At 60.9% G+C, this 26,517-nt stretch carries 21 protein-coding genes; 15 read left to right on the top strand and 6 right to left on the bottom strand.

From position 1 onward, the window contains the following. The first annotated feature begins 6 nt into the window (after positions 1 to 6). The 10 genes from P2081_RS12345 to P2081_RS12300 all read left to right on the top strand — a co-directional run bounded on the left by P2081_RS12345 (position 7) and on the right by P2081_RS12300 (position 13,282). Complete coding sequence (locus P2081_RS12345; RefSeq protein ID WP_278923175.1) at positions 7 to 1,626, top strand: tripartite tricarboxylate transporter permease; 1,620 nt, start codon at positions 7 to 9, stop codon at positions 1,624 to 1,626. Further along, the gene (locus P2081_RS12340; RefSeq protein ID WP_278923354.1) at positions 1,509 to 2,975 is read left to right on the top strand and encodes an aldehyde dehydrogenase family protein; all 1,467 of its coding nucleotides are present in this window, start codon (positions 1,509 to 1,511) and stop codon (positions 2,973 to 2,975) included. The genes P2081_RS12345 and P2081_RS12340 overlap by 118 nt, the downstream gene beginning before the upstream one ends. A 106-nt stretch (positions 2,976 to 3,081) precedes the next feature. Further along, the gene (locus tag P2081_RS12335; RefSeq protein ID WP_278923174.1) at positions 3,082 to 4,320 is read left to right on the top strand and encodes a Tm-1-like ATP-binding domain-containing protein; all 1,239 of its coding nucleotides are present in this window, start codon (positions 3,082 to 3,084) and stop codon (positions 4,318 to 4,320) included. 457 nt (positions 4,321 to 4,777) lie between these two features. After that, positions 4,778 to 6,874, top strand: coding sequence for an FAD-dependent oxidoreductase (locus P2081_RS12330; RefSeq protein ID WP_278923173.1), 2,097 nt, complete (start codon positions 4,778 to 4,780; stop codon positions 6,872 to 6,874). Next, positions 6,874 to 8,049, top strand: coding sequence for an acetyl-CoA C-acyltransferase (locus P2081_RS12325; RefSeq protein WP_278923172.1), 1,176 nt, complete (start codon positions 6,874 to 6,876; stop codon positions 8,047 to 8,049). The genes P2081_RS12330 and P2081_RS12325 overlap by 1 nt, the downstream gene beginning before the upstream one ends. Before the next feature lie 106 nt (positions 8,050 to 8,155). Further along, positions 8,156 to 9,355 carry an acyl-CoA dehydrogenase family protein gene (locus P2081_RS12320; protein WP_278923171.1) on the top strand — a complete coding sequence of 400 codons (1,200 nt, stop codon included), beginning with the start codon at positions 8,156 to 8,158 and terminating at the stop codon, positions 9,353 to 9,355. Then, positions 9,352 to 10,494 carry an acyl-CoA dehydrogenase family protein gene (locus P2081_RS12315; RefSeq protein WP_278923170.1) on the top strand — a complete coding sequence of 381 codons (1,143 nt, stop codon included), beginning with the start codon at positions 9,352 to 9,354 and terminating at the stop codon, positions 10,492 to 10,494. Before P2081_RS12320 ends, P2081_RS12315 begins: the two co-directional genes overlap by 4 nt. Next, positions 10,475 to 10,933 (top strand): PaaI family thioesterase, encoded by a 459-nt coding sequence (locus P2081_RS12310; RefSeq protein WP_438826535.1) that lies wholly within the window; start codon positions 10,475 to 10,477, stop codon positions 10,931 to 10,933. The genes P2081_RS12315 and P2081_RS12310 overlap by 20 nt, the downstream gene beginning before the upstream one ends. Then, complete coding sequence (locus P2081_RS12305; protein ID WP_278923169.1) at positions 10,930 to 11,712, top strand: oxepin-CoA hydrolase, alternative type; 783 nt, start codon at positions 10,930 to 10,932, stop codon at positions 11,710 to 11,712. Before P2081_RS12310 ends, P2081_RS12305 begins: the two co-directional genes overlap by 4 nt. Before the next feature lie 49 nt (positions 11,713 to 11,761). Next, on the top strand, positions 11,762 to 13,282 hold the full coding sequence (locus P2081_RS12300) for a class I adenylate-forming enzyme family protein (protein ID WP_278923168.1): 1,521 nt from the start codon (positions 11,762 to 11,764) through the stop codon (positions 13,280 to 13,282). A gap of 55 nt (positions 13,283 to 13,337) precedes the next feature. Here P2081_RS12300 and P2081_RS12295 read toward each other — a convergent pair whose 3' ends face one another. After that, positions 13,338 to 15,311 (bottom strand): methyl-accepting chemotaxis protein, encoded by a 1,974-nt coding sequence (locus tag P2081_RS12295; RefSeq protein ID WP_278923167.1) that lies wholly within the window; start codon positions 15,309 to 15,311, stop codon positions 13,338 to 13,340. Between the two features lie 339 nt (positions 15,312 to 15,650). Continuing rightward, complete coding sequence (gene rpe, locus P2081_RS12290) at positions 15,651 to 16,340, bottom strand: ribulose-phosphate 3-epimerase (RefSeq protein WP_278923166.1); 690 nt, start codon at positions 16,338 to 16,340, stop codon at positions 15,651 to 15,653. Positions 16,341 to 16,524: 184 nt separating this feature from the next. On the opposite strand from rpe, the gene phnC reads away from it, so the two are divergent. The 5 genes from phnC (at position 16,525) to P2081_RS12265 (ending at position 21,344) form a co-directional block, all read left to right on the top strand. Then, the gene (gene phnC / locus P2081_RS12285; protein ID WP_278923165.1) at positions 16,525 to 17,337 is read left to right on the top strand and encodes a phosphonate ABC transporter ATP-binding protein; all 813 of its coding nucleotides are present in this window, start codon (positions 16,525 to 16,527) and stop codon (positions 17,335 to 17,337) included. Between the two features lie 70 nt (positions 17,338 to 17,407). After that, a complete protein-coding gene (gene phnD / locus P2081_RS12280) occupies positions 17,408 to 18,310 on the top strand; it encodes a phosphonate ABC transporter substrate-binding protein (RefSeq protein WP_278923164.1) in 903 nt (300 codons plus the stop codon). Positions 18,311 to 18,423: 113 nt separating this feature from the next. After that, complete coding sequence (gene phnE, locus P2081_RS12275) at positions 18,424 to 19,293, top strand: phosphonate ABC transporter, permease protein PhnE (protein ID WP_278923163.1); 870 nt, start codon at positions 18,424 to 18,426, stop codon at positions 19,291 to 19,293. Further along, positions 19,290 to 20,657, top strand: coding sequence for a phosphonate ABC transporter, permease protein PhnE (gene phnE, locus P2081_RS12270; RefSeq protein WP_278923162.1), 1,368 nt, complete (start codon positions 19,290 to 19,292; stop codon positions 20,655 to 20,657). The genes phnE (P2081_RS12275) and phnE (P2081_RS12270) overlap by 4 nt, the downstream gene beginning before the upstream one ends. A 72-nt stretch (positions 20,658 to 20,729) precedes the next feature. Continuing rightward, positions 20,730 to 21,344, top strand: coding sequence for an LbetaH domain-containing protein (locus P2081_RS12265; protein ID WP_278923161.1), 615 nt, complete (start codon positions 20,730 to 20,732; stop codon positions 21,342 to 21,344). A 384-nt stretch (positions 21,345 to 21,728) separates the two neighbouring features. Here P2081_RS12265 and P2081_RS12260 read toward each other — a convergent pair whose 3' ends face one another. From P2081_RS12260 to P2081_RS12245, 4 genes are all read right to left on the bottom strand, one after another. Beyond that, a complete protein-coding gene (locus P2081_RS12260) occupies positions 21,729 to 22,208 on the bottom strand; it encodes a DUF6505 family protein (RefSeq protein WP_278923352.1) in 480 nt (159 codons plus the stop codon). Further along, positions 22,208 to 22,915: a biotin/lipoate--protein ligase family protein gene (locus P2081_RS12255; protein ID WP_278923160.1), complete on the bottom strand. Its 708-nt coding sequence runs from the start codon at positions 22,913 to 22,915 to the stop codon at positions 22,208 to 22,210. The genes P2081_RS12260 and P2081_RS12255 overlap by 1 nt, the downstream gene beginning before the upstream one ends. Beyond that, positions 22,912 to 23,976, bottom strand: coding sequence for an Mrp/NBP35 family ATP-binding protein (locus P2081_RS12250; protein WP_278923159.1), 1,065 nt, complete (start codon positions 23,974 to 23,976; stop codon positions 22,912 to 22,914). Before P2081_RS12250 ends, P2081_RS12255 begins: the two co-directional genes overlap by 4 nt. A 221-nt stretch (positions 23,977 to 24,197) precedes the next feature. Continuing rightward, positions 24,198 to 26,180, bottom strand: coding sequence for a 4Fe-4S binding protein (locus tag P2081_RS12245; RefSeq protein ID WP_278923158.1), 1,983 nt, complete (start codon positions 26,178 to 26,180; stop codon positions 24,198 to 24,200). Positions 26,181 to 26,517 lie beyond the last annotated feature (337 nt).

The raw sequence follows: 26,517 nt of genomic DNA, 5'->3' as shown, positions 1-26,517 counted from the left end.
TGTTCGATGGATCTTCTCCTCTCTGCGATTGACATCCTGATGCGCTGGGACGTGGCGCTGGCGCTGCTTGCCGGATCGGTAGGCGGGGTCTTGATCGGGGCGATCCCCGGTGTTGGCCCGGCTGTGGCGATTGCCATTTTGTTGCCCGCGACCTTTTCGATGGATCCTATCGTCGGGCTGACGGTGCTGTTGGGGATCTACGGCTCGTCGATGTACGGCGGTGCAATCCCTGCGATTCTGATCAATACGCCGGGTACGGCGGTCAATGCGCTGACCACCTATGATGGCTATCCAATGACCGCCCGCGGAGAGCCACGCCGCGCCCTGAGCCTTGCCTATTCGGCCAGCTTTTTTGGCGGTGTCTTCTCCGTCATCTGCCTGATCCTGTTTGCCCCGGTTCTGGCCAAGGTGGCGCCGATGTTTGGCAGTCGTGAAATCTTTCTCGCCGCCCTGCTAGGCCTGCTTCTGGTGGTGGTGGCACATCGTGGCCAGGCGTTGATTGCCGGCGCACTGGCCTGTCTGGGGATCTTTTTGAACTCGGTCGGCATGGAGCCGGTGAAATACACCCAACGCTATACCTTCGGGCAGGATTTCCTGGGCAGTGGCGTCAATCTGATCGTGGTGGTTCTGGGGCTTTTTGCCCTAAGCCAGGCCTTTGTCTTGCTGATGGATGAAGACGAAAAAGTACATCTGAACAAGCTACGCGGCGGCATGTTCCAGGGGCTGCGCGAACTGGCGCGCCATCCGCGTGTCACCGCCGTTTCAGCCAGCTTTGGCGTCTTGATGGGGATGATTCCAGGTGTCGGAGAGTTCACCGCCCAGTTCATGTCCTATACCTACGCGCAGAAAACCTCTAAGCGGCCGCAGGATTTTGGCCATGGCTCTTCCGAGGGGTTGATCGCGGCGGAAACCGCCAACAACGCCGTGCCGGCGGCAGCCATGGTGCCGCTCTTGGCGCTGGGCATCCCGGGCGAGGCGCTGACGGCAATGATGCTAAGCGTCTTTTATGTGCACAACGTGGTGCCGGGGCCGGCGCTGTTTCAGAACGACATGGATTTCGTCGTGGCGCTTTATCTGGCGCTGCTGGTGCTGAATGTTCTGGTGCTTGTCTTCCTGCTTTTTGCCACCCGGTCGCTGGTGCAGGTGGTGAAAATCCCCAATCGGTTCCTTGGGGTGTGCATTCTGACCCTGAGCTTTGTTGGCGTCTATTCGCTGCGCAATTCAGCCACGGATTGCCTGATTGCGGCGGGGTTCGGCATCTTTGGCTTTATCCTCAAACGGCTGTCGCTGCCGGCGGTTCCAATCATTCTGGGGATGGTGCTGGGTGGCATAATGGAGGTCAAGCTACGGGCTGGTATGGCCCGGGTCAAAGAGCCGCTTGATTTCATCAATCGACCGATATCATTCATTCTTTTCATCATCATCATCTTGGTTCTTGCAAGCCACCTGCTGCGCGTCTGGCGGGATCGCAAGGAGCTAAAGGAGGCCGAATGGCAGACCAAAACCGCATCAACCAGCTTCGGGCAGCTGATGTCGCGCCGCAAAAACTCTTTCTTGAAGGATCGTGGCAAAGAGGTTCGGGCACGCCACTCGAAGTTACTTCGCCGATTGAGGGGGCTGTTCTAACCACGCTGGAGGGTGCTTCTGCGGCGGATGTCGAAAAGGCGGTCGCCTCGGCGCGCCGTGCCTATGATGATCGTCGTTGGGCGGGGCAGTCCCCCGCTGCACGCAAGAAGGTTCTGTACCGGATCGCCGAGCGTATCGAAGCCGAGGCGGTTGAGCTGGCCGTCCTGGGGGTACGCGACAATGGCACCGAATTCAACATGGCCCTGAAGGCGGAACCGGGATCGGCCGCCGGGACCTTTCGCTACTACGCCGAGGCCCTGGACAAGATTGCGGGAGAAGTGGCCCCCACGGCATCGGATGTCCTGGGGTTGGTACATCGGGTGCCGGTTGGCGTGGTGGGGGCGATTGTGCCCTGGAACTTTCCGCTGATGATTGGCGCCTGGAAGTTGGCACCCGCCCTGGCCATGGGCAATTCGGTGGTGCTGAAACCGGCCGAGACAGCTTCGCTGACGTTGTTGCGGCTGGCGGAGATCTGTGTCGAGTGCGGTTTGCCGGATGGGGTGTTCAACGTGGTCACCGGCAGGGGCGCAGAGACGGGCGCGGCGCTGGCAGAATCGATGGGGGTTGATGTCCTGGCCTTTACCGGTTCGGGCGGGACAGGGCGCAAGCTGCTGGAGGCCTCGGCGCGATCCAATCTGAAACGCTGTTATCTGGAGCTGGGTGGCAAATCCCCCAATATCATTTTTGCCGATGCACCGGATCTGGGCAAGGCGGCCAAAGTTTCGGCCATGGGGATTTTTCGCAATTCCGGCCAGGTCTGCGTCGCCGGGGCGCGGCTCTTGGTGGCGGCCTCGATACATGATGAGTTTGTTGCGCGGCTGGCGGCTGAGGCAGAGGCGCTGCGGGTCGGGGATCCGCTGGATCTGGGCACGCAGATCGGCGCGGTGAATTCCGAAGAGCAGCTGCGGCGCAACCTGTCCTTCATGGATATGGCCCGCGCTGAAGGGGGGCGGGTGATCACCGGTGGCGCGCGGATCTTGGCCGAGACGGGCGGCAGCTATATGGCGCCAACAGTTGTGACGGGCGTTGCACGCGATCACGCCCTGTTTCAGCGCGAGGTCTTTGGCCCGGTCCTGTCGGTGAGCAGCTTTGACAGCGAAGCGGAGGCCTTGAGTCTGGCCAATGCCACTGACTTTGGTCTGGCGGCGGGGGTTTGGACGGCGGATCTGTCGCGGGCCCATCGCATGGTCGCGGGCATCCGGGCCGGCGTGGTGCATGTGAATACCTATGGCGGTGCGGATAATACCGTACCGCTGGGCGGGGTTGGCCAATCGGGCAATGGGCATGACAAATCCCTGCATGCCCTGGACAAATACCTGGATCTCAAAACCGCCTGGATCCAGTTGTAGGGGATGCTGTGAACAGGTTTTGCCCTGCAAAACCTGTGGCCTCCGGCGGAGGTATTTGGAGCAAGATGAAATGGGCGGCGCCAGGGGCCGCAGGGGGGAGTGAGCGATGACGGTTGAAAAGACCATATTGGTGGTCGGCACCTATGATACCAAAGAGGATGAGCTGTGGTATCTGGCAGAGGTTATTCGTGGCCAGGGTGGTGCCGTTTTGTCGATGGATGTGAGCGTTCTGGGGAGTCCGCGGCGCCCGGTGGATGTGAGCAAGCATGAAGTGGCTCGTGCCGGAGGCAGTACCATTGAGGCGGCGATCGCGAGTGGCGACGAAAATATCGCGATGCAGATCATGGGGGCGGGAGCGGCTGCCAAGGCACGTCAGTTGCATCTGGACGGGCGCATTGATGGGGTGGTGGTGCTGGGGGGGACCATGGGCACCGATCTGGCGCTGGATCTCTGCGCGGCGCTGCCTGTTGGGGTGCCGAAATATGTGGTTTCTACCGTTGCCTTTTCGCCCTTGATGCCGCCGGACCGGATCCCGGCGGATGTGCAGATGATCCTTTGGGCTGGTGGGCTGTATGGGTTGAATTCGATATGCAGGGCGGCACTGAGCCAAGCCGCTGGGGCGATCTTGGGGGCGGCGCGTGCAGTTGAGGCGCCACGGCGGCAGCGGCCACTGATTGGGATGACCTCTTTTGGCAAGACCGTGCTGCGGTATATGGTGCAGCTGAAGCCCGCGCTGGAGGCGCGGGGGTTTGAGGTTGCGGTATTTCACGCCACCGGCATGGGGGGGCGCGCCTTTGAGAGTCTTGCAGGCGAGGGTGCCTTTGCTGCGGTGTTGGATTTTGCGCCGCAGGAGGTTTCAAACCATTTGTTTGGCGGGCTGTCGGCGGGGGCGGATCGCCTGACCCATGCGGGCCGGGTCGGTACGCCGCAATTGGTGGCGCCGGGGTGTTATGATCTGGTTGATTTCGTTGGCTGGCAGGGGGTGCCGAGCGCGCTGGAGGGCCGCCCGACCCATGCCCATAACCGGTTGCTGTCTTCCGCAGTACTGGATGGGCCGGAACGCCGGGCGGTGGCGCGTTCGATCTGTGACAAGTTGTCAGAGGCGGTGGCACCGGTGGCACTGATTTTGCCTGAACGGGGCTGCAATGAGTGGGATCGCCCCGGAGGAGACCTGCAGGATGCGGCGGGGCTTGCGGCGTTTTGCGCAGAGATTCGCGCTGTCTGCCCCGATAGTGTCGACCTGTACCCACTGGACTGTCACATCAATGACGCCGCGTTTTGTGACAAAGTGCTAGAGGTTTTTGACGCATGGGTGGCAAGCGGGGTCATCAAGGCGGAGCTATAGGTGCAGTCGATCAGTGGGGGCTGGCATCGCGTGCCGGTGTCACGCGCCGACGCTTGACTGGGGCGGACTGGACTGGGTTGGCCGGATCGGGTTGGGCAGCTGAAATATCTGAAGGGGGCATCTGCACGGGCAGGTGCCCCTTTTCTTGATCTGTGGCTGTCGGTTGATGCGGCTGTCTGGGGTGGGAATTCCGCTAGGTCGTCTGGATTGTTTATGGCTTGATCCTATGAAGGCTCTTGCCTAAGGTAAGTGGAAATTTGTGGAATAGATTTCCGCATTGTGGAATTTTCAAGGAGCCATCATCGCCCTTGGTGGATGTACTGCCTGTGACGTGAGGTTCTGCATCGGCGCTTTGCGCTGGGACTTTGCGCTAAGACATGGCTTATGCTGAGATTGACGAAACACAGGGGCTAACCGGGCGGCTGCGCTGGAGCCCAACGGGAGAAAAGGAATTCGAATGACAGATGCCATCGGCTATGAACGCGTCGGAGAGATCGCCGTTTTGAAAGCACAGAACCCACCGGTGAATGCGCTGGGTTTTGATATTCGCGAAGGCCTGCTCGCAGGAATCGAACGGGCTGAAAAAGAGGGGGCCAAGGCGGTTTTGATCTATGGTGAGGGCCGCACCTATTTTGCCGGCGCTGATATTCGTGAATTTGGCGCGCCACCGCGGGGGATCTTTTTGCCCGATCTGTGCAACCGCATCGAGGCCTCGCCCTTGATGGTGGTCTCGGCGCTGCATGGGACTGCCCTGGGGGGCGGGCTAGAGGTGGCGCTGTCGTCACACTATCGAGTTGCTGTTCCATCGGCGAAAATGGGGCTGCCCGAGGTGCATCTGGGTATTCTGCCAGGCGCGGGTGGTACGCAGCGCTTGCCCCGTGTGGCGGGAACCGAAGCCGCGCTGGAGATGATTACATCCGGACGTCAGGTGGGGGCCAAAGAGGCGCTTGCCATGGGGATCATCGACAAGATTGCCGAGGGAGAGCCACGCGAGGTTGGCCTGGCCTATGCGCAGGACCTGCTGGATCAGGGCGCGCCCCGACGCGCTGTGGGGGAATTGCCCGCGCCGCAGGCCATTGATTTTGATGCGGTCTATGAGGCAACGCTGAAAAAGGGCCGGGGCCAGTTGTCGCCTGCGACCTGCGTGCGTGCCGTGCAGGCGGCAGCAGAGTCCAGCTCTCTGCAGGAGGGGCTGAAGTGCGAGCGTGAATTGTTCATGCAGCTGATGAATTCAGACCAGCGCGAAGGGCTGATCCATGCCTTCTTTTCAGAGCGCGCGGTCAGCAAGCTGCCCGAGCTGAAGGGCGTCGAGCCGCGTGATCTGGCCGCCATCGGCGTGATCGGCGGCGGCACCATGGGGGCGGGCATCGCCACTGCTGCGCTGCTGGCTGGCCTGTCTGTCGTGATGCTGGAGATGACTGCCGAGGCGGCAGAGGCCGCCAAGGGGCGTATCAGTGGCAACCTGCAGGGTGCGTTGAAGCGCGGCAAAATCTCTGAGGCGCAGTTCACCCAGTTGACCGAAGAGGCGCTGACCCTGGCCACCGACTATAGCGCGCTGAGCGAGGTCGATCTGGTGATTGAGGCGGTCTTTGAAGAGATGAGCGTCAAAAAGCAGGTCTTCACCAAGCTGGATGAGGTCTGCAAGAAGGGCGCGATCCTGGCGTCCAACACATCCTATCTGGATGTGAATGAAATCGCCGCCTGCACTTCGCGTCCCGAAGATGTGATCGGGCTGCACTTCTTCTCGCCCGCGCATGTGATGAAGCTGTTGGAAGTCGTGGTCGCGGATAAGACCGCGCTGGATGTGGTCGCCACGGGCTTTGCCCTGGGGCAGCGGCTGAAAAAGATCTCGGTACGGGCCGGCGTTTGCGATGGCTTTATCGGCAACCGTATCCTGGCCACCTATCGCAAGGCGGCGGATCATATGGTGCTGGATGGGGCTTCTCCCTATCAGATCGACAAGGCGCTGACCGATTTTGGTTTTGCTATGGGGCCATTTGCGGTGGCCGATCTGGCGGGGCTGGATATCGGTTGGGCGGTGCGCAAACGCAAACGGGCCGAGGGCATGGATCCACGCGACCGCGACAGCAATTATATGGATAAGGTCTGCGAAGCCGGGCACTTTGGTCAGAAGACTGGCAAAGGCTACTATGTCTATGAGGCTGGCAAACGCGGTGGCACGCCTAATCCTGAAATCATCGACCTGATCGCGGCGGAACGCGCAGAAAAAGGCATTACTCCGCGCGCCTTTAGCGACGAGGAAATCGTCACCCGCTATATGGCGGCCATGGTGAATGAGGCAGCCAAGGTGCTGGGCGAAGGCATCGCGCGCCGTCCGCTGGATGTCGATATGACCTTGCTGTTTGGCTATGGGTTCCCGCGCTATCGCGGCGGGCCGCTGAAATGGGCCGATATGCAGGGACTGGACAAAATTCTTGCCACAATCACCGAAGGGGCCGAGGTGGATCCCTACTTCTGGGAGCCCGCACCATTGTTGGAAAAACTGGTGGCAGAGGGTCGCACATTTGACGATCTCAACAAGGAAAACAGCTAATGAAACAAGTCGTTATTGTCTCTGCCGCCCGCACCGGGCTGGCCAAATCCTTTCGCGGGTCGTTCAACATGACCCATGGGGCCACCATGGGCGGCGCTGCGGTCGAAGCAGCCGTTGCCCGTGCCGGCATTGAGGGGGCCGAGATTGAAGACTGCATCATCGGCTGTGGCACGCCCGAAGCCGAAACCGGCGCTAATATTGCGCGCCAGATTGCGCTGCGCGCCGGGCTGCCGGTGACCACTTCGGGCATGACGGTGAACCGGTTTTGCTCTTCGGGGTTGCAGTCCATTGCTCTGGCAGCGCAGCAGATCATTTGCGAAGGGGCCGGCCCGATGGTTGCGGGCGGCGTCGAGAGCATCTCTATGGTGCAGCCCAAAGCCCGATCAGCGCATGAAAGCTGGCTGCTAGAGCATAAGCCAGAGGTCTATATGACCATGATCGAAACCGCCGATGTCGTGGCACAGCGCTACGGTATCAGCCGCGAAGATCAGGATGCCTATGGGCTGCGCAGCCAGCAGCGGATTGCTGCGGCGCAATCGGCGGGGCTGTTTGATGATGAAATCATTCCAGTGACCACCACCATGGCGGTCAAGGACAAGGAAACCGGCGAGATCTCGATGAAAGAGGCGCTGGTGGACCGGGATGAATGCAATCGCCCCGGCACCACGCTGGACGGGCTGTCGGGCCTGGCCCCGGTACGCGGTGAAGGAAACTTCATCACCGCTGGCAATGCCAGCCAGCTATCCGATGGTGCCGCTGCGGTGGTGTTGATGGATTCCAAAGAGGCAGAGCAGCGCGGGATCGAAGCCATGGGTGCCTTCAAGGGCTTTGCGGTTGCGGGCTGCGAACCCGACGAGATGGGCATCGGCCCGGTATTCGCCGTGCCCCGTCTGCTGGAACGGCATGGTCTGACAGTGGATGACATCGACATCTGGGAACTCAACGAGGCCTTTGCCAGCCAGGCGCTGTATTGCCGCAACCGTCTTGGGATTGATGACGCCAAATGCAACGTGAATGGCGGTTCTATCGCGATCGGCCACCCCTTTGGCATGACGGGGGCGCGCATGACGGGTCATATCCTGCGTGAAGGCCGACGTCGCGGCGCCAAGCTTGGCGTGGTGACCATGTGCATCGGCGGTGGCATGGGGGCTGCTGGCCTGTTCGAGATCTACTGATTTCGCTCATCAATCAACAAAATGCGCCCAAACGTCACCACGAAGAGACGTCTGGGCGCTCCTCTGGATCAAAATCCAGGGGTGGCTTTCTGGGAGGAAGCACCAAATGGATCTGAATTATTCTGCCGAAGAGCAGGCATTTCGCAGAGAAGTGCAGGACTTCCTGGCACAAAAGCTGCCAGCAGAGATGGCCGATGCCATGCGCAACGGCAAAGAACTGGGCAAAGAGGGGCATGAAAAATGGCATGCGATCCTCAACGATCAGGGCTGGCTCGCCCCCAATTGGCCAAAGGAATTTGGCGGTTGCGAATGGAACGCTGTCCAGCGCCACATCTTTGAGGAAGAGTGCTGCCGTGCAAATGCACCGCGCATTGTGCCTTTTGGTCTGTCGATGTTGGCACCCGTGTTGCAGAAATTCGGCTCCAAGGCGCAGCAGGACCACTACCTGCCGCGCATCCTGTCGGGCGAAGACTGGTGGTGCCAGGGCTATTCTGAACCAGGTGCAGGTTCTGATCTGGCCAGCCTGAAAACCCGCGCAGTGCGCAACGGCGATCACTATGTGGTCAATGGTCAGAAAACCTGGACCACCCTGGGCCAATACGCGAATTGGATCTTCTGCCTGGTGCGAACCGATCCCGATGCCAAGCAGCAATCCGGCATTTCCTTTCTGCTGATTGATATGGACACCCCTGGCATTGAAGTGCGCCCGATCATCCTGCTGGATGGCACCCATGAGGTGAACGAAGTCTGGTTCACGGATGTCAAAGTGCCGGTTGAAAATCTGGTGGGCGAAGAAAACAAAGGCTGGACCTACGCCAAATATCTGTTGACCCACGAACGCACCAATATCGCCGGCGTGGGCTTTAGCCGGGCGGGCCTGGACGCGGTGAAACGCATGGCGCGCAGCCAGATGCATCGGGGCCGCCCCCTGATCGAAAATGCACATTTTGCCGCCCGTGTTGCACGGGCCGAGATCGATCTTATGGCGATGTCCACCACCAACCTGCGGATTATCTCGCGGGCGGCTGCCGGACAGGCGCCAGGCGTCGAGAGTTCGATGCTTAAGGTGAAGGGTACGGAAATTCGCCAGGAAATAAACGATCTGGCCCGCCGCGCCGCGGGTGCCTATGCGCTGCCCTTCGTCTCAGAAGCCCTGGAAGGCGGCAATGAACCTGCAATGGGCCCAGAGGGCAGCGCCGCCGCCGCGCCGCAGTATTTTAACAATCGTAAGCTCTCGATCTTTGGGGGCTCTAACGAGATCCAGAAAAACATCATCGCCAAAGTCAAACTGGGAGGCGGGGCATGAACTTCGATCTGACCGACGAACGCCAGATGCTGCAGGACACGCTGCGCCGTTTTCTGCGTGACAACCAAGAGGCGCTGCGCGCCAGCACCCGATTGGGTGAGAGCGACAACAAGCTGGGCTTTGACGCAGAAATCTGGACCAAACTGGCTGAACTGGGCGTCATCGGCGCGCTGTTCAGCGAGGCCGACGGCGGCTTTGGTGGCGCGGGCTTTGATCTGACTACCGTGTTCGAAGAACTGGGGCGCGCAGGCGTGGTTGAACCGCTGCTCGACAGTGCCATCCTTGGCGGTGGTCTGATTGCAGAACTGGGGAATGACCCCCAAAAAGAGTTGGTTGAAGACGTGATTGGCGGCGCGCTGCATCTGGCGCTGGCCCATGGGGAACCCAACAGTCGTTATGACCTGTCACAGGTGGAAACCACGGCGCAGGTCGCCGAGGATGAAATCATCCTCAACGGTCGCAAGGCTGTGGTGGTCAACGCCGAAGCTGCGGATTATTTGCTGGTGTCTGCCCGCGAAAGCGGCGCTGTGGACGCGCAGGACGGCATCTCTTTGTTCCTGGTGCCGCGTGACACCGCAGGCCTGTCGTTGCGCGGCTATCCGCTGTTGGCGTGGGGGCGTGCGGCTGAGCTGGATCTTGATGATCTGCGCCTGCCTGCCTCTGCGCGGTTGGGCGCGGCTGGGGCGGCCTATCCGGCGCTGCATCGTGCCATGATGCGCGCCGAGGTGGCCTTGGCGGCAGAAACGCTTGGTGCGATGGAAACCGCGACCGCCCTGACCCGTGAATACCTGCTGACCCGGCAACAGTTTGGCCGCCCGATTGGCAGCTTTCAGGCGCTGCAACATCGCATGGCAACCCTGCTGATCGAGCTGGAACAGGCGCGTTCGGCGGTGATCAATGCGGCAGGCCATCTGGACGCCAGCCCAAAGGAACAGGCGCTGCAGATTGCCGCTGCCCGCAACCTGATTGGCCGCGCCGGGCGTCTGGTGGCAGAGGAGAGCATCCAGCTGCATGGTGGTATTGCCATGACCGAAGAGTATGAGCTGGCCCATATCGCCAAGCGCATCGTGATGGCGGATCATCGGTTCGGCGATACCGATACCCAGCTGGAGCGGTTCATTGACCACTGTGCCGCCTGAATCCGGGCTGCCTGAAACCGGGGCGGCGCAGGCCGACCCGGAGCATTTCTTGCAGATCGAAGACCCCGGTGTCCAGCAACTGGTGGGATATAAGACAACCATCGACCGGCGCGATGGCAGTTGCCTTGTCACGCTGGATCTGGAACCGCCGCACCTGAATCGCCATGGCATCCTGCATGGCGGTATCGTGGCGACGGTTCTGGATGTGGTATGCGGCAATACCGCCTCGCAGTTCTTTGACCCGAAAAACCACGCGCCGCTGGTGACGGTCTCGTTGACGCTGTCCTATGTGGCGGCGGCACGGGCGGGCCGGGTCAGCGCCACTGCACGGGTGACGGGGGGCGGGGCCTCTATCGCGCATGTCCTTGGCGAATTGGTGGATGCCGAGGGTCAGCTCTTGGCCACAGCCACCGGTGTATTCAAGAGGATCAAGAGATGAGCCCCTTGGCCCGGCTTGAAGATCAGGGCGACCGCGCGGTTGTCGTCAATATGAACGCTGCCCGCCGTGGGGCGCTGTCGCCGGATCTGTATGAAGCCATTGCGGCGGCGATTGATCTGGCCAAAGAACCGCGTATCCGCGCCATTCTGTTGACCTGCGAGGGGGGCTTTTTCTGCGCAGGCGGTGATCTCAACGTCCTGATCGAACGGCGCGGGCTGAGCGAGGGAGAACGCCGCGACAAGGTGGAGCAGCTGCATGGGCTGATCCGCGGATTGCGCGCAGCCCCGGTGCCGGTAATCGCGGCGGTAGAGGGCGGCGCTGCTGGCGCAGGTGTCTCCTTGGCCCTGGCTGCGGATTTGATCGTCGCGGCCGAAGGCGCAAAGTTCACCGCGGCCTATGTCAAGGCCGGGCTAGTGCCGGATGGCGGTTTGACCTCTGCTCTGGCGCGCAGCTTGCCGCGTCCGCTGGCTATGGAAATGTGCCTTCTGGCGCGTCCGGTTACAGCGCAGCAGATGGCGGATCTGGGTGCGGTAAACCTGGTGGTGCCAGCGGGGGCTGTGCTTGCTGCGGCCCATGGCCTGGCCGATCAACTGGCTGAGGGCCCGCCCGCCGCGCAGCGTGCCATTCGGCATCTGGTGTCTGACGCCTATGAGGCAAGCGAGGCGGCGCAGCTGGATGCAGAGAGAAACGCAATGGCCCAGGCCGCCGGTGCGGCAGAGGCCGGCGAGGGTATCGCAGCCTTTCTGGAAAAACGAAAACCTCGCTTCCCGCCAGAATAATGGCGCGAAACAAGGACCTGTAAATCAAAACCGATGGGGAGAAGCGGTGATGAAGCGATGGCACGATCTTTTGGCGGCGCAGGCGGCAACCCGCCCTGAAGCTGCGGCTTTTTCTGACAGTCTGGGCCTGAGCTGGAGCTATGGCGACCTGGCCGCCGCCGTGGCTGAGCTTGGCGATCTATTCAAGGGCGCTGGGGTTGTCCCCGGTGACCGGGTGATGGTGCTGTCGGAAAATTGCTGCGCCACCGTGGCCGGCTTGATGGCGACCTCGCAGTGCGGTGCGGTTGCGGTTCCGGTCAATGCCCGGATGAGCGCGGGCGAAGTTGACCGGATTATCGATCACGCCCGTCCGGCGCTGGTGCTGATCACCACGCAGATTGAAGGCGCCGCCCAGAGCCATGCTGACCGCCTGCAGGCAGTGCCGATTTCCGGGGGCTTTGGCGCGCTGCATATGGCGAATCTCACCGGCAGGAGGCCCGCCGATGCGCAGGGCGCTGACGATGGCGTTGCCCCGGAAGAGGTTGCAGTTCTGCTCTATACCACTGGCACAACAGGTGCCCCCAAGGGGGTGATGCTGACCCATGGCAACCTGCTGTTTGGCGGCCGGTCGTCGGTTGAACTGCGCGATATGGTGCCGGGGGATGTAATTTATGGCGTCTTGCCGATGACCCATGTCTTTGGGCTGGCTTCGGTGATGACCGCCGCGCTCTACTCCGGGGCAGAGGTCTGGCTTGAGGCGCGGTTTTCTGCGGCCAAGCTCTATGCGGCGTTGCGCCGTGGGGTGACGCGGCTGGCTGCGGTACCGCAGATGCACGCGCTGGTGATGCAATTCGCCAAAGAGCAGGGGTTGGAACGCCTTGATAGCCCGGTGTTGCAATATGTCTCTTCCGGGGCGGCGCCGCTGGACCCGGACTGGAAGCGTCGGGCCGAGAGTTTTTACGGTGTTGCGCTGCAGAATGGCTATGGCATGACCGAGGCCACTGCTGGTGTTTGTGCGACCAAGAACAGCATCTTGGGGGATCCCGATATCTCTGTTGGGCCACCGCTGCCCGGAGTCGAGTTGCGGATCGACGAAGAGGTGCCGGGCGGCGGCGATGGTATCGGCGAGGTGCAGATGCGCGGTGCCAATGTCATGCTGGGCTATTACCGCAACGCCGAGGAAACCGCGCGAGTGCTGGATGCCGATGGCTGGCTGAGCAGTGGTGATCTGGGACGACTGGATGAAAAAGGCTTTCTGCATATTGAGGGACGCTGCAAAGAGCTGATCATTCACGGTGGCTTTAATGTCTTTCCGCCAGAGGTCGAGGCGGCGCTGAATGCCCATCCGCAGGTGGTGCAGTCCGCGGTGGTGGGACGCCCCACCAAAAGCGACGAAGAGGTCCTGGCCTTTGTGCAGATCAGTCCGGATGATCGACCAGAGGTGACGGATCTGATGCAATTCGTGCGTGCCCAGCTGGCAGGCTACAAATGCCCCTCGCAGATCGTGCTAAGCGAGAGCCTGCCGGCGGCGCCGACCGGGAAAATTCTGAAACATAAGCTTCTGGCCGAGTTTGCCGCTGCCCTGAAGTAAGCTCACCATGTCGTCTTTGGGGCGCGCGTTGGGATCGTGTGATCTGCTGCGCGCCCTAAAAATCCTGCCACTTGCTGTCGTCAGTGTTGTTCGCAACAACCCGGAGCGGCTGGGCTGGTTTCTGCGCCGCCGGGGCAGGGGGCGGAGCAGCCTCATCGCCCCAATCAAGGTAGTCATAGGCGACGCGGTCTTGCTCTGTCTCTGCCGTGGCGGGCTGCGGCCTCGGTTTTGCGGCCCCACCCTGGATCTGGAAACCGGCCACCACCTTGGTAAGCTTCTCGGCATCCGCCTTTAGCAGGTAACCTGCAGCGGTCGACTCTTCCACCATGGCGGCATTCTGCTGGGTCACCTGATCCAGCTGGGTCACACCGATGTTGATTTCGGCAAGGCCGGTTGATTGCTCGACAGCACCTTCAGTAATATCAGAGACCAGTTCGGAAATCTGGTTCACCCGCCCGACAATGGCAGAAAGCGCATCGCCAGCCTTGCCCACCAGATCGACCCCGTGTCCGACCTGTTCGGCGCTAGCGTCAATCAGCGCCTTGATTTCCATCGCCGCCCCTGAGGACCGACCCGCGAGCGCCCGTACTTCGGCGGCAACCACGGCAAAGCCTTTGCCGGCTTCGCCCGCGCGGGCGGCTTCGACGCCGGCGTTCAGGGCCAGCAGATTGGTCTGGAATGCGATGTCATCGATGACAGTGATGATCTGGCCGATGTGCTTTGAGGAATCTGAAATCGCGGTCATGGCGGAAACGGCGTTTTCAACCACCCGACTGCTGCTCCTGGCCTCTTGCTTGGCCTCCTCCATGGTGGCCTCGACGCTGCGGGCGCCGTCAGCGGCCGCCTTGACCGAGGCGGTCATCTGGTCCAGCGCGGCAGCGGTCTGTTCCAGGGTTGCCGCCTGGCTTTCGGTTCGATGTGACAGATCATCCGAGGCCTGGCTGATCTCGATGGCGCCATTGCGAATGGAACCAGAGGCTTCAATCACCTGGGACACCGTGCCGGAGAGCGTATCTATGGTCTGATTGTAGTTTTGACGCAGTTTTTCATGCGCGCCAGAAAATTCTGCGGTGATTGGCCTTGAGAAATCACCCTGCGACAGCCTGACCAGACCAGAGCTGAGATGCTGCACCACATCATGCTGTTCCTGCTGGAGCGCAGCCCGGCGCTCTTCGCCACTGCGGGCCTGTTTCAGATCATCCTGCAACCCCACGAGCGCTTTGCCGATCCTGCCGATTTCATCCTCGCGCCGGGCCGTACTGATCTCGCTGTCCAGATCGCCATTCGCAACGGCGGCAATGTCGCGGCAGACACGATTGATCGGGCGGGTCACCGAGCGGGCGACCAGAAGACAGGCAACAAGCAGCAGGGCAGTGAGCAAAGCCATAGCCATGAGGATCTTGCCCGACAGGCTTTGGGTGCCGGCCAAAATTGCATCCACATTGCGGCGCACTTCGATGACGCCACGCAGATCCCCCAGCTGCCAATCTGTCTTGGCTGATCCGGCATGGCTATTGTGGCAGGCAACGCAGGCCTCTGCGCTCATATGATCGGCGACTGCTACGCGCAGTATGGTTTTGCCATCAATGACTTCGGTCCGTTGGAAGAACGTTTCAGGGTCTTTGGACAGGGCTTGCCAGGCGTCTTGCATAAAGGCGTCCGTTGGCCGGTCAGCCTGGTTGGCAAAGGGGTAGGGGCTATAGAGCGAGATATTGGTTTGTTCAGGGGACAGCAAGGCGCTGAGATCATGCACCATGGTTGCAGGCAGGGGAATGACTGCGGGATCGGTTTCATGATCGCGGCCGACTGACAAACTCTCTGCGGTGTTTACATCGCTAATCACATATCTGGTGTAGTAGCCGCGGATGGTTTTGATCTGGTTGGCGGTCTGGATTGCCGCCTCGGTTGCCGATGTCATGGCGGTGTCGCGCAGGGCAGCAGGCAGGGTCAGCCCGGCGATCAAAAGCGCGAAACAGAGGCACAGTGGAACTGGCAGAGCCAATTTGAAAGCAAGAGAATTTCTATTCACCTAAGACAAACCTTTTCTGCTCTAAGGCGTTGCACAGGGCAAACTGCCAGCAGCAGATCCGGTCCGGATGAAACATGATCTGCCTTGCCAAGATTACCGGTTAATCTGCAGTGATTCGGTTAATTTTCTGCAAGCAGCCCTATCTGTGGCCGATTGCGCCTTGCGCCGCGAGGCGACGGTTGATCCAATAGGTTTCATAAAAAAAGAGCGGATCCATGGACCCGCTCTGCTGTGTCGAAGGTGTTCGCCAGAGATTGCCGTTGTGACAGAGGTCGACTGCTGGCGATGGTTGTCGGGTCCAAATGGGCGACAGGGGCGTTGGGACGGCCGTAAGGGGGCTTAGACCCAGTGCCCTTCGGCAGCTGCGCGAATAAGGCGCATGTTTTCACCGTAGACCTCAGGGGTGGTAACAGATCCGCCTTTGAAGACGGCAGAGCCTGCAACCAGTACATCTGCGCCGGCTTCGACCACCAGAGGCGCGGTTTTGGGATCAACCCCGCCGTCGATCTCGATATGTACCGGGCGGTCGCCAATCATCTGTCGCAACTGGCGCACCTTGGCGGTCATGTCGATAAATTTCTGCCCGCCAAATCCGGGGTTTACCGTCATCACACAAATCAGGTCGGTCAGGTCCAGCAGATGCGCCACGGCCTCGGCTGGGGTGCCGGGGTTCAGGGCGACACCAGCCTTCATGCCAGCGGCACGGATGGCCTGCAGTGTGCGGTGGATATGCGGCCCTGCCTCGATATGGGCGGTCAGCACATCGGCCCCGGCATCGGCATAGGCGTCGATATAGGCATCCACCGGAGAAATCATCAGGTGGACATCCATCACGGTTTTTACATGCGGGCGAAAGGCTTTGACCGCCTGCGGGCCAAAGGTGAGGTTGGGCACAAAGTGGCCATCCATCACATCCACATGTACCCAGTCGGCCCCCTGCGCCTCGATGGCCTGGATCTCTTGTCCAAAGTTGGCGAAATCGGCGGAGAGGATAGAGGGGGCAATCTTGATCTTGCGGTCAAAGGACATCGGGCAGTTTCCTTTTGGAAGGGCAAAAGAGGAGTCTTCAGCCGCCATATAGCGCCTTGCCGGGGTGCTGCACAGGGGCAGTTTGTCCCGCCAGGGGGTGCGCAGTTTACAAAAGCTTCACGGTCTTGACACAAATCGTTTGTTTGCCCGGCTTAGGGAGTGCCTCAAACGAGAGGAACAAACTGTGCTGCGTATCGACAAATTGACCAAACGCTTTGGGGATAAGATTGCGGTGGATACCGCCACGCTGGATATCGACCAGCCCTGCATGATCGGAATTATCGGGCGTTCCGGGGCGGGTAAGTCGACATTGCTGCGGATGGTAAACCGTCTTGCCGATGCCAGCGCCGGGCGCATCCTGTTTGAGGGGCGCGACATCACGGCGCTGCGTGGCCGGGACAAGCGTGCCTGGCAGTCGGACTGCGCGATGATCTTTCAGCAGTTCAACCTGGTGCCGCGCATGGATGTGGTTTCCAATGTATTGCATGGCACGCTGAACCAACGTTCGACCTTTGCCACCATGTTCAATCTGTTTCCGATGGAAGACATCCACCGGGCGATTGATATTCTGGATCGCCTTGGCATTGCCGAACACGCGCCCAAACGCGCCGAGGCCCTGTCGGGTGGGCAGCAGCAGCGTGTCGCCATTGCGCGCGCCCTGATGCAGGATCCCAAGATCATTCTGGCGGATGAGCCTATTGCCTCGTTGGATCCGATGAATGCCCAGACCGTAATGGAGGCATTGCGCCGTATCCACGAAGAGGACGGCCGCACCGTCATTGCCAACCTGCACACGCTGGATACCGCGCGGCGCTATTGCGACCGGGTTGTCGGCATGCGCGACGGGCGCATCGTCTTTGATGGGTTACCCGAACAGCTGACCACCGGGGTTGCCCGCGAAATCTACGGTGCCGACGCCAACTTCTCAGAGGCCGCGACCTCGACTGAGATCGAAACCCTGGATGCCACCATCCGGGCAGAGATGGCGCAAGCCTGACACCTCTCAAATCTCAATTTCATCACCCGCACCCGATGGGGGGACGGGATAACTTAACCGGAGAAAAAAGATGAAAAAACTGCTGCTGGCCGCACTGGCCTCGACTGCCCTGACAACACCCGTCATGGCCGAAGAAATCACCCAGTTCCGCATCGGTCTGTTGGGCGGCGAGAACGCCCAGGATCGTCTGAACAACAACGAATGCCTGCGCGAAATGACCGAAGAACTGTTGGGTGTCGAAACCAAGCTGTTCGCCCCGGCCGATTATAACGGCGTGATCCAGGGCTTGCTGGGCGGCACGCTCGACATGGCCTGGCTGGGCGCTTCCGGTTATGCCAAAACCTACCTGTCCGACCCGGAAGCGGTTGAACCGATCCTGGTCAAGGTCAACAATGACGGCGGCTATGGCTACTATTCGGTTGGCTTTGCCCGTGCCGACAGTGGCATCACCTCGCTGGAAGACATGCAAGGCAAGGTATTTGGCTTTGGCGACCCCAACTCGACCTCGGGCTTTCTTATTCCTTCGATCGAAATCCCTGAAATCACCGGCGCCAGCATGACATCGGGCGACTACTTTGGCGAAGTCAAGTTTTCCGGCGGCCATGAGCAAACCATCGTTGGCGTCAACAATGGCGATTTTGATGGCGGTGTGACCTGGGCCGATGGCCTGGGCAACTGGGAAGACGGCTACAACTCTGGTGCGCTGCGCCGGGCCGTGGACGCTGGCCTTGTCGACATGAACGACATGGTGCAGATCTGGCAGTCCAAGCCGATCCCCGAAGGCCCCATCGTGTTGCGCAAGGATCTGCCCGAAGATGTGAAGGTCAAGTTCACCGCTCTGATGGCCTCGCTGCCCTCGATGGATCCTGAATGCGCTTATGGTGTTCTGTCCGGCGAAGCCAAGGGCGTGATGCCTATCACCCATGATGCCTATCAGGCGATCATCGAAGCACGCCAGTTGAAGTCTAACTAAGACGTTCCACCGGTATGGGTTTGGGGTTCGGGCTGCTTTGTCCGAACCCCGTTTTTCAGTGAAGACGTGGCCTAACGCGGCTGCGCGCACGCCTCTCAATCAGGATGGCAAGGATGGCAGATCTAACCGCAGGGCCGATGACAACCGCAGAAATTCGGGCCGAATACGATACAATGACCCGGCGCAAGCGTCTCTATGGCGGTATCATGTTGGTTCTGTTTGTCGCCATGATGATGGCAGGCTTTCGCACCGCAGATGGCCGCAACGCTGGGTCGTTTCGCGATGGCATTACCCATGTGTTCGATTACCCAGCCGAAGTGCTGAGCGAGGCCGGCGAAAAGCTGGCATTGCTGCCGGGCCATTTCGTCAGCTTCTTTCCTGCCCTGATCGAGACGCTGAACATTGCCGCCGCCTCGACCCTGGTGGGGTTGGTCTTTGGCACCCTGCTGTCCCTGTTGTCGACGCGCGGCATGGCGCGCTGGCCCGCATTTATTCCGCTGTTTCGCCGGATCATGGACATCTGCCGCGCCATCCCTGAAATCGTCATTGCGCTGGTGCTGATCTTTCTCTTGGGTGGTGGCCCGGTGCCCGCGATGATTGCCATTGCGATCCATACTGCCGGCGCGCTGGGCAAACTGTTTTCCGAGGTAAATGAAAATGCCTCGCTTAAACCGGTTGAGGGCCTGGAATCCGCCGGCGCCAGCTGGGGGCAGCGGATGTGGCTGGGGGTGATCCCGCAGGTGGGGCCAAACTATGTGAGCTATGCGCTCTTGCGGTTTGAAATCAACATTCGCGCTTCTGCAATCCTTGGCTTTGTTGGGGCAGGCGGCATCGGATATGAGCTGAAGAACGCCATGTCCTGGGGCCAGGGGCGTTATGACGAAGCCGCCGCCATTTTCCTTTTGCTGTTTATCACCATCACGCTGGTCGATCAGATCTCCAGTGGGATGCGCGACCGCCTGATCCATGGAGCCAAGGCATGACCTATCTTGACGCTGAATTCTGCCCTGTCGCCGCCAAACGGGATATGGATCATCTGTTCTGGAAGAAAAAGCTGTGGAGCTTTGCCCTGCCGGCCCTGGTGCTGGCCTATCTGGCCTATGTCTTTGTCGCCTTTGACATGGCCGGGCTGTGGCAGCGGGTCAGCCTGCAAAACGCCCAGACCCTGGTGAGCGATACCTACAGCTACAAAACCCATGTAACGCGGGACAATCGCAACGGTGACGTTTCGGTCGCCATCGAAGGAGAGCGCAAGGGGGCCTACCCTGATGGCGAGAGTCCAGCCTGGGTGACATTGGGGGCAACCTCGGTGATCGATCTGGAGCAGGGTCACGAGGTGCGCTTTGGTCCTGAAAGCATTGAATATACTATCCCAGGTTATGGGCTTGTGCGCGCGACCCCCAGCCGCAGCAAGGGGGTGCAGGCCGAATTGCCCCCCGGCGAGGTGCCGGACTGGATCAGCGTTTCCAAGAACCGGCTTGCAGTCAAAACGGAGGCTGGCCGCCTGACGGTCACCCGCAATCGGTCCGAAGTGTTCCGCTATTTCACCGGCTGGGAGCTGTTCTTTTTCACCCTGGACAGCCCCTATCACGGGCTTGGACTTGTGGAACTGGCACAGCGCGCCGCCACGGGCGAGGCCGGGGCGATCTTCAACGACTTCTGGACCAACAAGATGTGGCGACACCAGGATGTTGCCTGGGCCATCGTGGAGACGCTGCTGATGGCCTTTCTGGGCACCATTGGCGCTGGCATCATTGCCCTGCCTCTGGCCTTTCTGGCTGCCCGAAACTTTGCGCCGCTTGGTGCCCTTCGGTTTGCCATGCGCCGGGTGTTTGATTTCCTGCGCGGGGTGGATTCATTGATCTGGACTGTTGTGCTGGCGCGGGCCTTCGGGCCGGGGCCGCTGACCGGGGCCTTGGCCATTCTGGTCACTGATACCGGCACCTTCGGCAAGATCTTCTCGGAAGCGCTGGAAAATGTCGATGACAAGCAGATCGAAGGCATCACCTCGACCGGGGCCAAACCGGCACAGCGGTATCGCTTTGGGGTGATCCCGCAGATTACCCCGGTGCTGCTCAGCCAACTGTTGTATTTCCTGGAATCCAACACACGCTCGGCCACCATCATTGGGGCGATCACGGGGGGCGGTATTGGTCTGTTGCTGACCCAGGCGATCATTACCCAAAAAGACTGGGAAGAAGTCGCCTATTACATCGTGCTGATCATCCTGATGGTGATGATGATGGATTGGCTGTCTGGTTGGCTGCGCCGCCGCCTGATCAAGGGGGAAGGTGGCAAGGTAAAGCGTCGATCCTCGGCGGTTGGCAAGCCCTTCGTGCTGCCTTGAACATCTGTCTGTCCTGATTTGCCACGCCCCAGTCAAAGCTGGACTGACTGGGGCCGATTATGGGAGCCCCCAATGGCACGACTATCCGCCGACCAACCTTTCCTGCACCCCGATTGCCAGATTAGCGACAGCAATTTTGGCACCTATGTCGAGATTGGTGCTGGCAGCCGGATCGCCAATTGCACTATTGGCGATTACTCCTATTGCGATCGCGGCTGCGACATCGCCAATGCCACAGTGGGCAGGTTCGCCAATATCGCCAGCGCCACGCGTATCGGGGCCACGGATCACCCGATGGAGAAGGCCTCGCTGCATCATTTTCATTATCGCTCGGCGCTGTACTGGGACGATGTGGCGGATGATGCGGATTGGTTTGCCCACCGGGCGACACGGCGGGCCGATATTGGCCATGACACCTGGATAGGACATGGCGCGCTGATCAAGCCAGAAGTGCGTATCGGCCATGGTGCCGTTGTGGCCTCGGGCAGCGTGGTGACCAAGGATGTGGCCCCCTACACCATTGTTGGCGGCAATACCGCCCGCCTGATCCGCCGCCGCTATCCCGTCAAAGTCGCAGAGCGCATGATAGAGCTGGCCTGGTGGGATTGGACCCATGCAGAACTGCGCACCGCATTGCCAGATTTTCGCACCATGAATGCCGAGGCCTTTTTGGAAAAATACGCCTGACCGCCCTCCTTTGCAGCAGGCCTTGCCCAATATTTCTGAGAGAGGCCAGCAGTGGTCACAGCAAAAGGCGGAGCTCCCGCGCCCGCAGGCTCAACAGGCTTCGCCAGTTGAGCCCTGGCGGCCTTGGGCCCGGCGCCGCTGCGCGGCGCAGCAAGAGAAAAACCTGCTGAGAAGCCCTTGAAGGGCTGGGCTGCCCTTCAAGGGCCATGTCAATTGTATAGTGGCGGAGACACCTCAAGGGTAAACCCTGCCTGCGGCAGGGCCGCTCCGCGGCCCTTGACCTGTCTCCTCCTGGAAGGGGGCGCCGCGCAGCGGCGCCCGGCCCAACGGGAGAAGGTGCCGCAGGCATCTTTCGACGGGCGGGAGAGCCACGTCGGGGGGGGGTTAGCTATCTGGTGTGACGTGAATGGCAAACTGTTCCAGGTCCGCCGACTGCGGGGCAATGCTGCGGTAGCTTTCATGCACCCCGGCATTGCGCAATTCGCGGGCCACCGTTAGCAGGGTATTGGCCTCGTGTTCGGCGCAGATCTCCTGCATCTGGCGCAGTTCTTCCTGCGCGACGGGGCGGGCGGTTGCCTGATCTGGCGCGCCATAGTGGCTGACAAAATGCTGCGCCAGCTGATCGATGAGCTCTTCCAGCTCGCCCGCCTCGATCTTGGTCACCGCGACAAAGGTGACCCGCCCGGCAGTCTCCAGCCCCAGCCAGCCATTGGCAAAGGCCTGGCGCTGCTTGCCGGTCAGGTCGCCCTCGACCCAGTTGGAAAATTCAAAACCGCCCGAAATGCACCATTCACCGGTGCGTGCGGGGTTGGCAAAGATGTTTTGGTCGCTCTCGTCAAAGTGGATGGCACGGGCCAGTTGCATCATGGGGTCTCCAGTCGTGTGGTCAAGGGGATCAGCCGGGTGCCGCTGGCATCTCGGAGCAGCATGCCAAAATCTTCATCGACCCCCAGAAAGGTGCCGGTGTTGCCGTACCAGTCCCCCTCTTCGCCCAGTCCATGGGTCAGGCCGCGCCATTCGGCATGCAGCGGCTCGGTGCCATCCTGTTCCCAGCGGGCAATCCAGTGCAGCGCGTGACGCGCCCAGCTTTCCAGCAGGGCAGGGGCGGTCACATCGGCGCAGCCTTCGGCGTAGAGCGCGGTCTGGTCAGGGGTGTCGCCGCCGTCCTGATCGGCGGGCCAAAGCGGCAGTTGCAGCGCCAGCACCAGCCAGTCGGGCACCTGGTCGGGATCATCGGTGCTGGCAGCCACGCGCAGGGTGCCGCAGCGCCCGCCATTGATCCGCAGCCCGCCACCCCATTCCAGGTGGACCGCCACCTCTGGCGGGGCCAGAGAGCCGAGGGCATTTTGCAGACCAATGCCACAGGTGGGCAACATGGCCATGGCCTTTTGCAGCGGCACCTCTGGCGCAAAAACGATGGCGGCGCGCAGCTGATCTGCCCCCAGGTTGTAGACAATTAAACCGGCATCGCAGCCTAGCACCGCCCGCTGGCAAGCGGCCTCGAAAGGATCCTCTTGTCCGGTCACGGCAAGGCCGGACATCAGCGGCGGGAAGGTGGGGGCTGCACTCATGCAGCACCCCGTTCAACCAGGGCCTTTGCGACATCGAAAAAGGCCTGCGCCTGGGCGCTGTCGGGTTTGGCGGCCACAATTGGCGCGCCACTGTCTGCCGCCAGACGCACATCCAGATGCAGCGGGATTTCTGCCAGCAAGGGCACGTTCAGCTTGGCCGCTTCGGCGGCAACGCCGCCATGGCCAAAGACATGCTCTTCATGGCCGCAGCTGGAGCAGATATGGGTCGACATGTTTTCAATCATGCCCAGGATCGGCACGTTCAGCTTGTTGAACATATCAATGCCTTTGCGCGCATCAATCAGTGCCACATCCTGCGGGGTGGAGACGATCACGGCACCATCCACCTGCGCCTTTTGGGCCAGGGTCATCTGCACATCACCGGTGCCGGGCGGCAGATCCACGATCAGCACATCTAGGGCGCCCCATTGTACCTGCATCAGCATCTGCTGCAGTGCCCCCATCAGCATTGGTCCGCGCCAGACCACGGCCTGATCATCATTGGTCATCAGACCGATCGACATCATGGTGACGCCGTGATTGCGCAGCGGCAGGATGGTCTTGCCGTCGGGGCTGGCGGGGCGTCCCGAAACCCCCAGCATCCGGGGCTGCGACGGGCCATAGACATCGGCATCCAGCAGGCCGACACGCCGCCCCTGGGCTGCCAGCGCACAGGCGAGGTTGGCCGATACGGTAGATTTCCCCACACCGCCCTTACCCGAGGCAACCGCAATAATGCGACCAACGCCTGGGATTTTTTGCGGCCCCTGTGGCGTAGTCGGCTTTGAGGCTTTCAGATCTGGCGGCGCCTTGGTGGAATGGCCGGTCAGCATCACCGAGACCTTGTCGACGCCCTGCAGATCCTTAATCACGGCCTCTGCCTGATCGCGGATGGGCGTGTAGGTTTCTGATTTTGCAGGGTCGATTTCCAGCACAAAGAGCACAGAGCCTGGTTCAACCGTAAGGCCTCGCACCAGGCCTGCGGCGACAATGTCCTGGCCGCTGATGGGGTCGGAAATGCTTTTGAGGGCCGCGAGGACGGTTTCTCGGTTAATGGACACGCGGGGCTTGCTCCTTTGATGTGGCCCGACGGGCGGGCGCTGTCTGTCTGATGGCAAAGAGAAAAAGGGCCAACTGGCACCTGCTGAGCTCTTTGGTTTTCATCTGTCTATCTGATCTGCACCGCTGGTGCATCTGCCATCTGCAAACAGCCCGGCGCGCGGCTATTGACGCGTGGGCGGGGGGACAGGCTACCGATGGCGGCGGGGTTTCGCGGCGGGCGTCAATGGTCGCGGCGTTTGCTGAGGTAATCCTCCGTTGTGCGGACCCGCGGGCGTTCCGCCCCGGCAAGGGGGCTGTCCTTTTGGTGGAACTGGGCCTGAACCCGGCAGTCATCACACATCTGGATCATTCGGGCCATTTCAGGTCTGGCAAACATCGCGTGTTTCCCGGCCAGTTTTTCGGTGATCTTTTCGATGGTGGATTTCACCCCAAACAGCGCGCCGCATTCAACGCAGGCAAAGGGGTCTTCTTCATGCAGAACCACCTGCGACAAGGCCGCCGGATCAAGGTTGAGCCGTGGCTGAAGGGTAATCGCATCCTCTGGGCAGGTATTGGCACAGATCCCGCATTGCAGGCAGGCCTCTTCCTGAAACCGCAGCTGCGGCAGATCCGGGTTGTCGCCCAGAGCCCCCGATGGGCAGAGCGACACACAGGACAGGCAGAGAGTGCAGCTATCCTGATCCACCAGCACCGCCCCATAGGGGGCCTGATCGGGCAGGGGGAGCAGGGGGGCCGCCGCCGCGTCCTGCCCGGCAGTTGCGTGCAGGGCCAGGGCCGCCTGCCGGGTGATCTGACGCCGCGATCCCATGGGCCGAATAGGTGTGGCGATGGGCTTGGCTGGCTGGCTGTCATAAAGCGCATCGCTTAGCGCATCCGGGTCCTGGATATCCAGCAGCCGCGCGGAGTTGCTGCCGCTGATGGCCTGTGCCAGCGCCAGCTCTGACGCCTGCACCTTTGGGTCGGCACCGGGGGCGAGCAGGATCGAGACATCAGCAAAACCTGCCGCGAGGGCGGCCAGGATTTCCGCATGGCCAAAGGCATTGAGGGCTGTCACCTCAAGCGGCACGACATCGGCCGGCAGGCCGCGGCCAAAGCGGGCGGCCAGCTGGATCATCTCGCCGCCATGTTCATTGACCACCAGCAGGCGTGGGGCGGTGCCGCCTGCGTCCTGATAGGCCTTTGCGAGGGTCTGGATCCGACGGAACTGGGCCTCGGTTGGTGGCGCGTCATAGGTGATGGCCCCCGAGGGGCAGAGCGACGAACAGGCACCGCAGCCGGCGCAGACCATCGGATCAATCGTGACGTGATCCCCGGCGGAACTGATGGCAGAGGTTGGGCAGTGATCCAGGCATTTGTTGCACCCGGTCTGCGAGGCGCGCGAATGGGCGCACAACAGCGGCTCATGGCGCAGGTAAAGCGGTTTTTCAAAGGTCCCGACCAGCTGGCTGGCCGCCAGAATGGCATCTGCCACCGCCAGTGGGTTCGCAGGGTCGGCGCGCAGGTAGCCTTCGCGTTTTTCCGGGGCCGGAAACAGCGGCGTGCCACCCCGCAGATCCAGCAGGATATCGCAGTCTGACACAGCGCCATCGCGCGGCGCGCTCCAGCCCCACTGGCGGCCCGTTACATCGCGCTGCTGCAGGGCGTCAAAGCGCAGCTGAAATTGCCCCAAGGCCCCTTTGGCCTGACGCAGTTGGCCCCGGATCAGATCAAAGCCGCGCCCCAATCCGGTGGTGTCCAGGTCTTCGCCTGATGTTTCAATCAAGACCGTCACGCCGAGCAGATCCTGCAACCTTTCGGCGGCGGCAAGGGCAATTTCTGGCGCCCCCAAGATCAGGCAGAGCCCCTCTGATGTGACATCCAGGCTCTTGCCTGGGGGCAGGTCCAGCGCGGCCTCGGCCACCAGGGCGGACATTTTGGGTAGTAGATCCCCGCTATCTGCGGTCCAACCGGCCCGGTCCCGCAGGTCGAGACAGGCAGGGGCGGGGGCCTCCAGATCGGCGGCGAGATCGGCAAAAAATCTTTTTTCCTGGGCGCAGCAAATCACCGATTCACCCGAGGAAATAGCGGCGGCAGCGGCATCTATCTGGGTGCTGCACAGGGATGTATAGACTTGGCTGCAGCCTAGGCCAGTGGCGGTTGACAGGGCCTCAGGGTCGAACGCCTGTGTTCCTGAACAATCACATAAAATCAATTGCTTCGCCATTGTATTCCTCGCGAGAAATTGTGGCAAATCATCCATGATTTTGCCGCTTGCTGGGGGCTTAGACTAGCTCTGATTCTTTGACGAGGTAAACCGATTTCCAGTGGCGGCAGGCCGATCTGGCGGCCCTGGCGCGATTGGTGATTCGCTAAATGCAGCACAGCCTGTTTTCCGAGCTATTTTGTCGAGATAGACATTTAGACCGCCCTGTTCAGGGGGTGTCGCGTTGACTTCCCAATTTGTCCCGTCCTGACAGTTTTCTGCAACGGCGCGAAATTCAGCCTTTCGTTGCGCCAGCGACCCGGCGCACTCTGAATGACAAGAATTGCCGCCTTGGCCC

This window comes from Pseudophaeobacter profundi (assembly GCF_029697505.1).
GTDB classification, from domain to species: Bacteria; Pseudomonadota; Alphaproteobacteria; order Rhodobacterales; family Rhodobacteraceae; genus Pseudophaeobacter; species Pseudophaeobacter profundi.
Note: the sequence above shows the minus strand (reverse complement) of the source record. Positions and strands in the feature narration are given on the sequence as shown.